The organism is Clostridium cellulovorans 743B (assembly GCF_000145275.1).
GTDB lineage: Bacteria > Bacillota > Clostridia > Clostridiales > Clostridiaceae > Clostridium_K > Clostridium_K cellulovorans.
On sequence record NC_014393.1, the window covers coordinates 4,252,985 to 4,267,880 of the forward strand.

Below are 14,896 nucleotides of genomic sequence, written 5' to 3' on the forward strand. Positions count from 1 at the left end.
TTAACTTTTAAAGCCTCCAACTATAAGTACACTTTTTCAAGTTATAACTACAAATCTTTGTAATTATAACTTGAAATAACTTTTATTTTATGATTTACCTGAGATAATAAATTGTGTTAGGAGTTGATAATATGAAATATGATTTTAATGAAATAATAGATCGAAAAAATACAAATTCCCTTAAATATGATTTTGCAAAAGAAAGAAGAATGCCTGAGGATCTTTTACCCCTTTGGGTAGCAGATATGGATTTTAAAACTCCTCCCGAGGTAATAAATGCATTAGTGGAAGCTAGTAATCATGGCATTTTCGGTTATTCTGACACTAAAGACGATTATTTTGAAACCCTGCAAAATTGGTTCAAAACTTCATTTAATTGGGAAGTTCATAAACCATGGCTGGTAAAAACACCTGGAGTTGTCTTTGCCATAAATACAGCAATTCGTGCTTTTACTGAAGAAGGTGATGCAGTACTTATACAAAAACCTGTTTACTATCCATTTTCAAGTACAGTTTTACTTAATGGAAGAATTCTTGTAAATAACAGTCTTGTTTATAATGATGGAAAATATGAAATAGACTTTGAGGATTTTGAAAAAAAGATAATCGATAATAAAGTTAAACTTTTTCTATTATGCAATCCCCATAATCCAGTAGGAAGAGTTTTGACTAAAGAAGAACTTATAAAATTAGGCGATATATGTGTAAAGCATAATGTTATAGTAGTTTCAGACGAAATTCATGCTGACTTTATCTTTAAACCATATGTTCATGAAGTATTTGCAAATCTTAAACCAGAATTCCAAGAAATATCAGTTACCTGTACTGCTCCTAGCAAAACCTTTAATCTTGCAGGACTTCAAGTATCTAATATTTTTATTCCTAACAAAGATTTAAAAAGTAGGTTTAAAAGTGAAGTAGCTAAAACTGGTTATAGTCAATTGAATACTTTAGGTCTAATTGCATGCAAAGTTGCTTATGCTGAAGGTCGACCATGGCTTGAGGATCTTTTAGTATACCTTCAAGGAAATCTTGATTTTCTTAGAAGATTTTTAAATGAAAAACTACCAAAGGTAAAACTGATAGAGCCTCAAGGAACTTATCTTGTTTGGCTGGATTTTAATGATTTAGGATTTAACGAAAAGGAGCTTAATGATTTAATTATAACAAAAGCTAAGTTATGGCTAGATGCTGGTACAATGTTTGATGATGATGCTACAGGCTTTCAAAGAATAAACATAGCTTGCCCACGTTCTATTTTAGAAAAAGCTTTACTTAATCTTGAAATTTCTATAAAAGAAGTATAATCTTTATTGTAAGGCTTTATACATATTGACAATATTTAAGGAGTGATACTTTGAATAAAATAATTGTAACTTATAAGTCAAAATACGGTAGCACAAGAAAGTATGCCGAATGGATTTCAAATAAACTTGGAGCTGACTTATTTGACAGCTCGAAAATTTCTTCCGACAAACTGTTAGAATATAATACTATAATACATGGCGGCGGGCTCTATGCAGGCGGAATCAGCGGCATATCTCTTATTACCAAAAACTTTGATAAACTAAAAGGAAAAAATCTCATTGTTTTTACTGTTGGACTTTCTCCTACTGAAGATCCAAACGTTTTTAAACCTATTGTTGAAAAAAACTTAACGACTCAAATGCAAAATGCAATTAAGGTTTTCAATCTTCGTGGAGGAATGGATTATAAGAAATTAAATCTCCTTCATAAACCTATGATGGCAATGTTTATGAAAATGATAGCAAAGAAAAAATCTGGTGAACTAACTGCTGATGAAAAAGGTATGCTAGCAGTTAAAAATCAAGAGGCCGATTTTACTGATATTAATACTATTAATCCGCTAATTTCTTATGTAGAAGCCTTAGGCAAATAAAAATAAAGAGGGTTATCTCTAGTACATAAACCTGTACACTGAGTATCCCTCTTTTTATGGTTCTCTAATCAATTCTTACATCTTAATGATATTTTTCAACTTAAAAATTAGTTGCAACTTTTTATTTTTTGGAAATAAATAGACACTTCATCATCACTTGATACATATATATATGTATTCTATCTAAACCCTCATCATATGTAATAACAACCCTGTTAGCGAAAAACCATCAACTATTTCTTTTCTATCAAGCATTCCTCTGATTTCTTCTACTGAAAACCATTTTACGCTCTTCACCTCATTTTTATCAAATGAATGAACATTTGATAAGGCTTTTGCCTTCACTATATGAAACACTTGATTTGATATTCCATTTGACGGATTATATGAATATATGAACTTAGGTTCTTCTATTTTATAACCAGTTTCTTCAAAGGTTTCTCGTACAGCAGCTTCTATTATAGTCTCTCCTTCTTCTATTCCTCCAGCTGGAATCTCCCAACCTACAGAAGATGTTATATATCTATAAGCTTCTATAAGCAATATCTCTTGCTTATGATTTTCTATAATAACTGCTACAGACTCCTTGGAAAAATCTAAATAATGATGTTTTTCCACAATTGCACCATCTGGAAAAACCACTTTATCCACATATAGGTTCACCCAAGGACTTTGATAGATTATATCTCGTGATAGTCTTTTATGAATCATATAAATCTCCAAATTCTACTTGTATTAGTAACTCAATTCTACTTTTGACAGAGTACATATTCTATAGATTTTTATTGCTATAATTATTCTTACCTATTTCTTAAGCTTTAAGAATAGTTCATCCACAGTTATCGCAGAAAAATCCACATCCTCTAAGGATATTCTCTTTTCTATTGCACCTTTAAGTAATGGTGATTTTTTAATATCTCCAATTACTATTGCGCCAACAATAAAACTATCTTTTATAAATATTTTTTTGTATTCTTTTGTAATCTTATTTTCATCAACTAATGCCATTGAAGACTTTGATTCATCGACGATTCCTACAGAAAATAAAGCTATGTCAAGGCCATTTAGTGATGTTACTGGAGTAATATTCTGATATATAGCTTCTTTTCCTACAATATTGTAGCCTGCCACTTGTCCTTGTGATGTGGCAATATTCCAAAGTCCTGGTATTTGACTATTAAGTTCAGCCACATCACCAGCAGCATATATATCTGCAACATTAGTTTCCATCTTATTATTAACTAAAACTCCTCTATTACATTGGATATTGCTACCTTTTAGTATGTCAATGTTAGGCATAATACCTGTAGAGAAAATAACCATGTCACATTTTATTTCTTCACGATCTTCAAGTAAAACTCCTTGAACTTTTTCATCACCGGTAATTTCTTTTATAACTGAACTTGTTATAACGTCTATACCATGTGCTTCAACTTTTTCCTTTAGTATCGCTGAAGCATTATCATCTAATTGATTTGGCATAAGCCTTGGTAACACTTCTAAAACAACGACCTTCTTGCCGTCTTCATGAAGCATCAAGGCCATTTCAAGGCCGAGAACTCCTCCACCAATAATAACAACTTTTTTGCTTTCTTCAATTTTGCTTCTCATTTTTACTGCATCATCAAATGTTCTCAATGAAAATATATTTTTCTTATTTATACCTTCAATTGGAGGTACTCTATTACTTGACCCAGTAGCTATAAGAAGCTTATCATATTTAATCTTACTACCATCTTCAAGTACAACTTCTTTAGAATTTTCATCTAATGCAGTAACCTTCTTATCTAAAGAAATATTAACCTTATTTTGCTCATACCATTCCCTCTTCTGAATGAGGATTTTATTTTCGTCAAGGTTCTCAACTATCCCTTTTGATAACCTTATCCTTATATATGGATATACCTTTTCATTGCTAAATAGAAATATTTCCGATTCTGAATCTGTTTCTCTAATAGCTTTAATCGCTGATATAGCGGCAATACCGCCACCTATAATTACTATATTTTTAGACATGTTAATCACCACACTTCATTTTTTATTTAATCGTTATAAGTCACAATAATCCTACTTCATTAAACATATTGATTTTTTTAATTTTAATATATATTTTTAATGTAGCTTCCATTTTCGAACTTATATATTAATTATATCTTACTATTAGTACTATGGTCTAACTTCTTTTTCCTTAAGCATAAAAATTGTATCCATTATTCTTTTAGACCTAGTTTCAGCTTTTTTTGCACTTAGAATCCAACTAACAAACTTTTTCTGATTAGTATAGGATAAACTTTTGAAAAACTCTGCTGCTTCAATATTTTTATTAAGCTCCTCTTGTAAATCTTCTGGGACTTCAACAACTCTAGGTTCCTCATCTTTTTTTAAAACCACATGTACAATTTCGCCAGGTTGCTTATTTATCTCTTTTCTTATCTTTTGTGTTATTCCAAGTATATGGCAAGTATGACCCATTTTTACAAGAGAGCCTCTATATTCGTATCCATCAAAGGTAACAGCAACTTTTACCCGACCTTTAGTGCCAAATTCTTCTTCCACAACATAAGGAAATTCAATAAAGGCACCATCTATCAATTCCTGACCTTTTATTATTGCATCAAATTCATAAGTTTTCATTTTTCTTCACTACTCTTTCTTTCATTGGTCTTAGAAATCTCCATGTAATCTAGTTCGTATTTCAGCTAGAGAATAATCTTTTATTAACTTTCCATCTTTAAATACTGTTTGTAATAAATTTTCACCTTTCACCTTTTGTTCTGCAATTGTTAATTGATCCTCATATAATATATCTTCTCCAATTTTATATACAAAACACATTCCCTTCTGAGATTTCTTAAAGCTTCCAGTATCAGTTTTCGGATCTTTAAAAATAAAACTTTCCTGTCCATTAATAACTGAATGAGTTGCTTTTAATGCAAAGCCAAAGGTATCTCTGGTATTATATTGATAAGTATACGAACCTATTCCAAAAACACAATTAGATGCAGCAAAACCTTTTTTCATTAAATTTTCACAGATAGCTTCGCAGCGTTCTACAGTTATGCTATCACCATAGATAGTACCTATTTTCTCGTTTAGAACCTTAAATCCCTTTGAATTAATATGTCCACCAAAAATGTCCCAAAGCAATTCTACAGTTCCTTTATATTCTGGACTATCCTTTGATGCATCTAAGTCTCCACAGATTATCTTTACAGGATCACCGCTATCTCCTCTTATAATAACCTTCCCAGTTCTATTTAGAATATCCTGCTTTAACTTTGGAAGTAGTTCTGTAATAACCCTCCAATAGTCATAAGTATCAGATACTATGCTTAAATTCCCACTTGGAAACCTTTTAGTAATCAATGTCTCATATGTTTTATATTCATCTTGACCATAACTACACATAACACTATGCTCCGTAGATGGAGTTCCAAAACCAACCATTTCCTTTTCTAAATCACAATTATAATATTGCTCTAAATAAAGAATTGATGGTATTGTAGCTGTTCCTACAAAAGAAAGAAGATGTGCTGCTGAACTAACTTCTGCACTTTCAAGAGAACTAAAGCCTCTCATACTAAAATCTCCACAAGCTCTTTTTATTTCTCCATTCTCAACAGTTAGGTCAAAATACTTTTTAATTATCTCTCTATATCTATAAGCTATAGTTGCACTGGTCATAGGCTGCCATATATTACAGCTCATCAAGGTTTCTAGATAATTAACAAGCCAAGAAAATTCCTCATGAGTATTTGTGATTTCTATCATTGGAGTTTTTATATTTACTCTTGTCCCTTCAGAAACAGCTTTAATTTCTATTGGAAGATAACTTAAATCATGCAAAGCTTCAATATGTTTTGTATCTGCTGCTATTTCTCCCATAGTCCTTGAAATAACTCTCTTGTACTCTTTAATAATAGTTTCCTTGTCTTTATTAAAAAAGTTATCATTAAAATACTCTATCAAATACTTCTTTATAAAAGGTTGAAGTCCAAACATTACTACCTTATCCACGTCCTCTTTTCTTGACATTCTAGGAGTCCAATAACTCACAAGCTTTGATATGCCCTCAGCATAACACATATGGTGTATTGTTTTATAAAAATCTGTTAAAAGTAATGGATTTATCATAGAATTTCCTCCTATTCTATTAGTCAAATTTATCTTTAGTCTTGTATCGTTCTATTACTAAAGCTATCCTATCTATTTGTAACCTTTACTTGTAATGCTTCAATAACATCCAAAGCCTTTTCATGAAGCTTATCATCAAAACTAGCACATAAGCTTCCATCAACTGATATATTAACATTTGTATATTGAGATTGGAAAGTCACTACATTGCTTATAACACACATGTTTGTTACAATACCAACTATCTCAATATTATCAATATCCTTTCCTAATTCATTGCTTAGTCTTAAAACATCCTCAGGTGACATTCCAAAGCTTCCTTTTTTATAGTGAAATGTGTTCTCTACATTTTGAAATTCTTTTATTTTTCCATACAATTGATGTCCCTCTGTGCCATCTATACAATGAACTATCGGAAGATTTTTACCCTCCCTTGTTTGCAAGTAATCCTCACTATGAGTATCATATGTGAACACTACCTTATCTCCATTCTTTAAATAGTTATTAATTTTATCATATAAAGGAATTTCCAAAGTTACTGCCTTTTTGAAACCCAAAGTTCCATCAACAAAATCCTTTTGAAAATCTACAACTACTAATAAATTTTTCATAACAATTCCTCCCTAATAATTTTAAATTTCATTCATGGTATTACCCACATATATTCCTAAACTTAACTGTCAACTGTCGTATCAAAACACCTTAGTGACTTTGATCTAGCCTATCTATATTCTATAAATAGCAATTTTCTCATGCTCTTTGCTTAAAATACTATCTGTTGTGTAGACCTTTGTTATCAAATCATTTTTTAAGATATCACCTTGAAAAATCGTATTTTCGCAATGAGTAACAACTAAATAAATCTCCCTTGCACCTAAAGCTTTAAGCTTTTCTGCTGTATAAATAAAAGTTCCACCTCTAGAACATAAATCATCAACAATAATTGCTTTGAAATTTTTCCCCTCGGTGCTACCATCTATAATTAGGTTTTTTATGTCTCCTGTTTTGAAATCTCTTTCCTTTCTAGCAGTTAGTACTTTTTCATAATTGATTTGCTTACCATATCTTTTAGCTGCTCCAGCATCAGGATATACTAAATATACATTTTCATCATCACTACCTATTTCATTTAGAGCTTTTTCTGCTAAAAGCTTAGACATATCTATTACTTCAATTCTGTCAAGTAAAGCAACAGATACATCCGAATGAGGTTCATAAATAACAACCTTGCAAAAATTTAAACTATTAATAAGTTTGCAGAAATATTTTAAAGTAAAAACTGTTATACCTTCGGTTCTATCCATTCTACTATAAGGCATATAAGGAATTACTAAGTTACATTTAACGCCTAGGTTATCCAAATGATTTTTAAGGAAAAATAAATGTGTTATATCTTCATCACCTTGAAAATTAAGTTTTACTTCATTTAAATCATCTCTTAGGTTAAATCTCTCACAGCTCATTAGGGCTTCACCATTAGGAAATTTATTAATCTCTACAATTTTATTGTTCAAATACAGCATTTTCTCACCTCTAAATTCTAAAATTACTTTTTGAATCATTCTTTTGTTTAAACTTAGAGAACTAACCAACATCTACTCTAAAAATTATGTTCCCAATCCTCATTAAATTTAAATACCTTTGCTGGTCTAAAAGGCTTTCCTTCTATTACTTCATCGGTTTCTACAATCATTTCACCCATTTTTCTTCTAAAGTTCAAAATTTCTCTTCCCATTATAGCTTCATATACATTTTGTAGTTCTTTAACAGTAAAAAGCCTTGGCAATAAATTAAAAGCAATAGGGGTATATTCTATTTTGTTTCTAAGTCTATCTATCCCATAATCTAAAATTTTATAATGATCAAAAGCTAATTGATTATTAGAATTATCTAGTAGTTTGTAATTAGTTTCTCTTCTTCTAAAAATATTTTTTTCAATTTTTTCAGTAACTTCATAATTCATTTGTACTTCTTCATACTCAGATTTAAGTTCTAGCAAATGAGTATTTATTACATATTGCTTATTACTTACTCTTTCTATAAGTGTTTTATTAATCCAAAACCATTTACTTTTCGTTAACGCCATTTTTGTTAAATCTGTACTTTCTTTTTCTATTAAAGCCATATTACCTACACTTATAACTCTAGTCCTCTTATCCCTGTCAACATCTCCAAAAGTGTATAGTTGTTCTATATAAACATTGTCTATACCTGTTTTTTCTTTCAATTTTCGTTTAGCTCCATCTTCTAGACTTTCTTTTATATCTACAAAGCCTCCTGGAATAGCCCACATATCCTTGTGTGGATGGTTATCTCTCTTGACTAAGACAACTTGCATGCCTTTCTTTGGAACCTTTCTAAGATTTCCTTCTAATTTATCGTCAGTAGTAAAAATAATCATATCATTAGTTATACTTGGTCTTTCATAGTCTTCTTCACGATAATTTTTTAAAAACTCTTCTTCATTTATAAAATCATTACTCAAAATTTTCACTCCTACTTGATCTCAAATAGATATTATCAATTTGATCTTATGTAATTATATTATGCCTTTTTCTAAGACTTGTCAATGGCTATTTTAATTGGATCTTCTCAAATTAAATTGTATTGTCATTGAAATAAGTATTCTTAATCTTTAATGTAAATAACAAAAATAGCCTTATACGAGTCTTTTGTCTCATATAAGACTATTTTTATTTCTTTATTAGCTGTATTTGATTATTTTACTTGCAAATAACTGCTCCATTTTCTGCCGGATTAAATCCACTAGGCCATATTGTATATAAATCGTAGATTGCATTATCAAATTTTGCATAACTAAAGTTTGATTTATCAGCCCAAGCACATATGAGCGATGACTTAGATATTGGCAATTCAACTAAATATCCCCTCTAGACAGCCGTATTCCTATACTCAGAAGGATTCTTGCCATACTCTTTTTTGAACAACTTAGAAAAATAATTAATATCATGGTATCCAATTTGAGAACCTATTTCATAGTTTTTCAGTTTTGTATTAACTAGCAGATATCTTGCCCTTGCCAACCTTACCATAGTTACATAATCATTAAATCCAACTCCTGTTTTTGTAGCAAAGTTGTTACTTAAGTATGTATTATTTATATAAAACTTTTCAGCAATAGCCTTTAACTTCAAATCAGCACTAGGATTATTTAAAATATACTCACAGATCTCTTTTATTATCCCCTGAGAATTTTCAAGATGAAACCTTCTTAAAAAATCAAAAATATAATAGATTCTTTCACAATAAAACTCTATAAAATTATTATCACTGACAATATTCATATAATTAGTAGTTTCGAAGAATTCAATATCGATATAATTATTTAGCCAACCAAATTTTTCAAAGACCTCTGTAATAATATTATGATATAGCTTCTTTACAACAATATCAGCTTTGATTAAATTATCTGATAAAAGCACATATATATTCTCAGCAGTATTACGAAATAACTCTATAGTATTTTTATCTTTATTAAACAAACATTTGATTATTTGCTTTTCATCAGCAACTGGATATATCCATTGTTCATCATTTTCTACTAATTTTATATTACTATTTGGCCACTCTTTTTTAGGCTTATAGTAATTATCTAAAAAAACTTTTGTTCTATCAAGTAGAGCATTTATCGTTTCTTCAGTAGCTGGCTTTACTATATAATCAAAAGCACCTAATACGATTCCCTGTCTTGCATAGTTGAACTCACTATATTCACTTAAAATTACAACGCATGTGCATAATCCTTCATTTTGTATTTCTCGAAGCAGTTGTATTCCATCTATAACAGGCATCCTAATATCAGTAAGTACAATATCATAGCTATTCTTATTCAATAATTCAAGAGCCTCTTTTCCGTTAGACGCTGTGTCTGTAATTTGAAAATCTAATCTATCCCCCCATAATTTAAGCCTTTTCAATTCTACTAAGAATATTTCCCTATCATCTACGGCAAGAACTTTATACATCTATATTCACCCCGACTTTCAATACTAATTACTTCAAAATATTATCTTCTCTAATTGTAAAATACGTGCATGCACCTTTCCCCACTTCACCAATAATCCAAACCCTACCACCTAACTTATTGATTAGCTTTTTTACGATAGCGAGTCCAACTCCACTTCCTTCAAATTCACTATCAGAATGCATTCTTTCAAAAATACCAAAAAGACGCTCTGAAAATTTCATATCAAATCCTACACCATTATCTTTTATATAAAAGATATTTTCATTATTTTCAAAGGTGTATCCAACAGTTATTACAGCCACTTCTTTATTATGCGTAAACTTTAATGAATTCGAAATTATGTTTATAATTACTTGCTTCATCAAAATATTATCTCCTAATATACTAGGCAACTTTCCCTCAAATTGTAGGTGAATCTTTTTTTCATCTGTATATCCAAAAAGTAATTCATCAAAAGTTGATTTTATTAATAACTCTAAATTTATCAATTCCTTTGTAGATTCAACTTCAGCAAACTTTATATAGTCTAATAATTTATTTATAAGCAATAATGTATCACTACAAATATTTCTAATATTATTGATTAGATTAATACCATCTACATTAACCTGTTGTGCATAATCCTCAATAAATATTCTTGCATAACCGTCAATAGCACGAACCGGAGCTTTTATCTCATGTACTATAGTACAATTTAAAGCTCTTAATTCATTATTTGAATTTTCAAGTTCTTCAGTTTTTTCCTTAATATCTTCTACAATATTATCCCATATGTTACCTTTATTAATGATAATCACTCCAATACAATTAATTATTCCTTTAAAGTTAAATCATCTCTAATAATAATTTTTTCTTTCATACTATTTCAATACGATTACTATGTTTAAAGTATATACTAATTTATTGTATTAGTCAAAATTTTTTAGTTTGTATAATATATACCATATTTTCTCTAAGGCTTCAGGTACAAATTTCAAAAATAATTTTACAAATATAACTCCTAAATATCCTCATATAAAATACTAAATTTATTAACATTGTGGATAAAATACATTACATCCTATAATTATTATTAAACGAATGGACTATTTAGAAGGCTAAAACAGTGGATCAGTTATCCTATTATGAAGAAAGAGCTACAGCTACAAACATATTAGATATTATTAAGGACAAGAATTATGATTTCATAATCGATGGAACAGATAACTTCCCAGTGGAATTCTTAATTAACGATGCCTGTGTTATGCTCCAAAGGCCTTTTTCACATGCAGGAATCATTGAATTTCAAGGCCAGATAATGACATATGTTCCTGACTTGCTACCGTTGCGTTTTTCAACACCCGCCACCACCTAATGCTGTTCCAACCTGCCAACAAGCAGGAGTTCTTGGAGTAATGGGTGGCGTTATAGGCTCAATTCAGGCAACTGAAGCCTTGAAATATATTACTAGAGTTGGAGAGTTACTTACAGGAAATTTATTAACCTATGATACCAAAACTATGTTATTCAGAAAAATTGATATTTCACATGGTAGAAATTATAGTATTTGTAATGAAGGTCCAACTATAAATAAGCTAATTGATTATGAATCAAATACCTGTGGATAGATTAAATAAAACATCCAATCTCCTTTGATTATTTTTATAAAATAATTACTAAAGAATATTGGATGTTTTTCTATTATTTATCTTAGTACTTTAATCACTAATATTTCTAAAGTTAAACATGAAGATGATTATCCCTCAATGGGAACTGTATATAAGTTACTTTTGTGAGGCAAGTAAAATACCTTCAAGTTCTGAAACACCAATTTCAACCTTTGGATTGAACTCATTAGATCTTACATAATTTAAAACACTAAATAAGAACTGTTTTGCTTCAGGCATATCAATAACTTTTTCAAAATCACAAGTGCAAACTAGAAGCTTTCCACTTAAAACTTTACACTCAAATATTAAACCAAGCTTATGGTTACGTTCAAAATTATCGATTGTTTGTACAATTGGCCTAAAATCCTTTGAAGTATTATCTAGTATGATTGAACGTGAATTTGAAACTATATTCCACCATTGGTATGTTGAATACTCTTCACAAGGAAAATCCTTGAAAATAGGGTGATTATTCTGAATAAGTAAACCCATAGTCCCAACTGGCACCTCTCTTTTCACGCTTTCAGAAATTGAACGGAACATTGGATAACACCAAAAATCAGTACAATAAAAACCTTCAATAGAGTTTTTTAGAGTTTCAAGTTTAGGGAATAGCACTACTCTTTCACCCTTTTCAAGTAGTGAAATAGCCTCTTTTGATAAACTGTGAACTATATTTAAACCTTCTTTTTCAATAGTAACTTCATTTGGATAAACCCATAAGTCATAAGTTTTTTCAATATCCATACCATCAACTTTTAATGATAGGGTTAGTTTTTCCATTAAGTCTATCTTTGGCATTTTCAAACTAATATCAGCTATATCAATATAGTTTGCAGCCTCTATATTTGAAAGCTCGACTTCTCCCTTTTCATAAATGGTATTATTATTCTTTAATTCCCATAATAGTTTCAAGTTTTTTAATGGAATGTTTTTATAGTAACAAAGCTCTATATGCGCCTTAAAGTTTTCCTCTGCTAAATAATTATACTTATCAAACCTAGCCATTAACACAGCGTCTGAACAAAAACTACGCCATTCTTCTGGTGATATTAATCCCTTGGAATCCATAAATGCATCTAAAACACCTACCAAAGCTGTTCCCTGTCCGCTGAAATCCTGTAAGTCTAAAAGTTGAAAACCTGCTAGCTTCTTTGACCTAAAAGCTGCTTCTAATTCTTCTTTATAACAAGCCATTGCAAGAGTTCCTGAAGCTTTAAAATACTTTTCTGCCAAATCCTCTAACCCCTTCTCTTCAAGTCGTTGTTTGAAGGTTTCAAAGTTTCTTGCTTTTAATGGACCTGTGTATTTTTTTATTTCATCAAAGTTTGGAAATGTCGCATACTGACCAATCTCATGTGAAACAACAGGTACATTAGGAACCATATCTTCACTAAAGTCAGTTGCCTTAACTTTTTTTGTTCCTGTACCAAATTGGATTTCTATTGTTCCATCAGCATTTACTTTTGAATTCTCTATATCTTTAAGTGCCGTTGGGAAAATATTTTCATCATAATCCTTCATGGTACTTGGAATATCAGTTTGAACGTGACCTAAAGGAGCATCACACATTGCATAAGACCCTCTAAAAAGACGATCTCTTGAAAACCTAACCCCAGAGAAGAAATCATCATTTTCTAAAATTACAGGGCAAAACTGAAAATTATTTGAGCCTTGAGTATACAAATGTCGATTATCTAATTCTTTATAATCCTTTAAAATCACATCTAATCTTTCCTTACTTCCCCATAATTCATTACCAAGAGACATCATAACGAAGGATGGATGATTTCCAAATGTTTTTAACATTGAAAAACCTTCACTAACTAAATAATCCTGCTCAGCTTGATTATGATTTTCATCCTTTTCATCAGTTATAGTTCCCCAGAATGGTAATTCAGGTTGCATATAAATACCAAGAATATCAGCAGCAACAAAAGCAGCTTCCGGAGGACAACAAGTATGAAAACGGTAGTGATTTATTCCATAAGATTTTGAAATGTTTAAAACTTCTAACCATTCCTCTACAGTTGTTGGTGCAAAGCCAGTTAGTGGGAAAATAAGTCCATCATGCTTTCCTCTTAAAAAAGTTTTATCACCATTTATCGTGAATTTATCACCTTCTGACTTAAATTCACGTAACCCGAAAGTTATCTCATTTGTATCAACTATACAATCATCGATTATTAAATTTACCTTCAACTTATATAGACTAGGTTCATGCTCACTCCAAAGTAAAGCCTCTTCCCCTAAAGAATAAGTTATATCAATTTCCTTTGAAGTAAATTTAAATTCTTTTTCTCCTACCTTATGTTCCTTTTCACTATTAAAGCTTACTGCTGAAACTGAAATAGTTCCATTGTCTGCACCAGCAACTTTTCCTTTTATTTCAACAGTTTTATCTTTAATATTAGAATAAACTTGAACATCTGTTAAGTATGTTTTATCAAAAACTTGTAACTCAATTTTACCTGTAATACCATTCCAATTTGATTGAGTATCTGGAGAAGTTAAATGTCCTCCTCTAGTAGGATAATCTGTATTATCAACAAGTATAGTTATTTCATGCTTACCGCTAGATAAATAATTTGTAACATCATATATATGTGGAGTAGAAAGACTATTTTGTGTACCTACTTTATTACCATCTATCCATACAGTAGTAACTCGTGTTCTCTCTAGGTACAAAAAATAATTTTTTGCATTATTATCCTCTAAAATCTCAATGGTCTTTGAAAACCATGCATGCCCTTCAAATTTATATTCCTCTGTTAAAAATCCAATTTCAACGTTTTCATTCTTCTCACCTTTTTTAAAATAAGCAGTAGTTCCTGGTAAATTAATTGTGTCATTGAAAGGTTTATTTATACCTTGCTTTTCTTTATCCAATTGAAAATTCCAAATACCACTTAAATCAATCGTTTTATACATTTGGTCACCTCTTTATCATAATTACCCGTAATCAAAACTAAGTACGCTTTGGTTACGTAATCGTTTAAATCTTCCATTGTTATAACACATTTTACTAGATTTAACCTATGAAATAAACCCATATTATTAGCTTAATAAATACTGAATTTTTCTTCTTTCAAATATTTCTATCAAAAGAAATTTCGTTACTTAAATTTTTAATTCTATGTGAATTCAAATCATCCTCTTTGTCAGTAATAGTGTAAAGAAAAAGAGTTGTCGCACTAAATGATTTTTAACTACTAGTTCGACAAC

At 30.2% G+C, this 14,896-nt stretch carries 13 protein-coding genes and 1 pseudogene; 3 read left to right on the forward strand and 11 right to left on the reverse strand.

What is annotated here, in order from left to right; genetic code table 11:
• Positions 1 to 131 precede the first annotated feature (131 nt).
• Together CLOCEL_RS17350 and CLOCEL_RS17355 are read left to right on the forward strand one after the other, a co-directional pair.
• Entirely contained in the window at positions 132 to 1,307 is a 1,176-nt protein-coding gene (locus CLOCEL_RS17350; RefSeq protein ID WP_010073552.1) for a MalY/PatB family protein, read from the forward strand.
• 50 nt (positions 1,308 to 1,357) lie between these two features.
• Complete coding sequence (locus CLOCEL_RS17355) at positions 1,358 to 1,900, forward strand: flavodoxin domain-containing protein (RefSeq protein WP_010073553.1); 543 nt, start codon at positions 1,358 to 1,360, stop codon at positions 1,898 to 1,900.
• Positions 1,901 to 2,083: 183 nt separating this feature from the next.
• On the opposite strand, the gene CLOCEL_RS17360 is transcribed toward CLOCEL_RS17355, so the two are convergent.
• From CLOCEL_RS17360 to CLOCEL_RS17400, 10 genes are all read right to left on the reverse strand, one after another.
• The gene (locus CLOCEL_RS17360; protein WP_013291849.1) at positions 2,084 to 2,611 is read right to left on the reverse strand and encodes an NUDIX hydrolase; all 528 of its coding nucleotides are present in this window, start codon (positions 2,609 to 2,611) and stop codon (positions 2,084 to 2,086) included.
• Positions 2,612 to 2,704: 93 nt separating this feature from the next.
• Positions 2,705 to 3,916: an NAD(P)/FAD-dependent oxidoreductase gene (locus CLOCEL_RS17365; protein ID WP_010073555.1), complete on the reverse strand. Its 1,212-nt coding sequence runs from the start codon at positions 3,914 to 3,916 to the stop codon at positions 2,705 to 2,707.
• A 150-nt stretch (positions 3,917 to 4,066) separates the two neighbouring features.
• Complete coding sequence (locus CLOCEL_RS17370; protein WP_010073556.1) at positions 4,067 to 4,534, reverse strand: YdeI/OmpD-associated family protein; 468 nt, start codon at positions 4,532 to 4,534, stop codon at positions 4,067 to 4,069.
• A gap of 30 nt (positions 4,535 to 4,564) precedes the next feature.
• On the reverse strand, positions 4,565 to 6,034 hold the full coding sequence (locus CLOCEL_RS17375; protein ID WP_010073557.1) for a nicotinate phosphoribosyltransferase: 1,470 nt from the start codon (positions 6,032 to 6,034) through the stop codon (positions 4,565 to 4,567).
• A gap of 68 nt (positions 6,035 to 6,102) precedes the next feature.
• The gene (locus CLOCEL_RS17380) at positions 6,103 to 6,645 is read right to left on the reverse strand and encodes a cysteine hydrolase family protein (RefSeq protein WP_010073558.1); all 543 of its coding nucleotides are present in this window, start codon (positions 6,643 to 6,645) and stop codon (positions 6,103 to 6,105) included.
• 114 nt (positions 6,646 to 6,759) lie between these two features.
• On the reverse strand, positions 6,760 to 7,557 hold the full coding sequence (locus CLOCEL_RS17385; protein ID WP_013291850.1) for a ribose-phosphate diphosphokinase: 798 nt from the start codon (positions 7,555 to 7,557) through the stop codon (positions 6,760 to 6,762).
• A 77-nt stretch (positions 7,558 to 7,634) separates the two neighbouring features.
• Entirely contained in the window at positions 7,635 to 8,519 is an 885-nt protein-coding gene (locus CLOCEL_RS17390) for an NUDIX hydrolase (protein ID WP_010073560.1), read from the reverse strand.
• Positions 8,520 to 8,757: 238 nt separating this feature from the next.
• Positions 8,758 to 8,907, reverse strand: coding sequence for a hypothetical protein (locus CLOCEL_RS22890; protein ID WP_010073561.1), 150 nt, complete (start codon positions 8,905 to 8,907; stop codon positions 8,758 to 8,760).
• 18 nt (positions 8,908 to 8,925) lie between these two features.
• The gene (locus CLOCEL_RS17395; protein WP_013291851.1) at positions 8,926 to 10,020 is read right to left on the reverse strand and encodes a response regulator transcription factor; all 1,095 of its coding nucleotides are present in this window, start codon (positions 10,018 to 10,020) and stop codon (positions 8,926 to 8,928) included.
• Positions 10,021 to 10,048: 28 nt separating this feature from the next.
• Positions 10,049 to 10,819, reverse strand: coding sequence for a sensor histidine kinase (locus CLOCEL_RS17400; RefSeq protein WP_010073564.1), 771 nt, complete (start codon positions 10,817 to 10,819; stop codon positions 10,049 to 10,051).
• 326 nt (positions 10,820 to 11,145) lie between these two features.
• Between CLOCEL_RS17400 and CLOCEL_RS22435 the strand changes: the two are divergent.
• Positions 11,146 to 11,629: pseudogene (locus tag CLOCEL_RS22435) on the forward strand (ThiF family adenylyltransferase); the annotation flags it as partial.
• A 156-nt stretch (positions 11,630 to 11,785) separates the two neighbouring features.
• Here the strand turns inward: CLOCEL_RS22435 and CLOCEL_RS17410 are convergent.
• Positions 11,786 to 14,602, reverse strand: coding sequence for a glycoside hydrolase family 2 TIM barrel-domain containing protein (locus CLOCEL_RS17410; protein ID WP_010073567.1), 2,817 nt, complete (start codon positions 14,600 to 14,602; stop codon positions 11,786 to 11,788).
• Between the last annotated feature and the right edge of the window lie 294 nt (positions 14,603 to 14,896).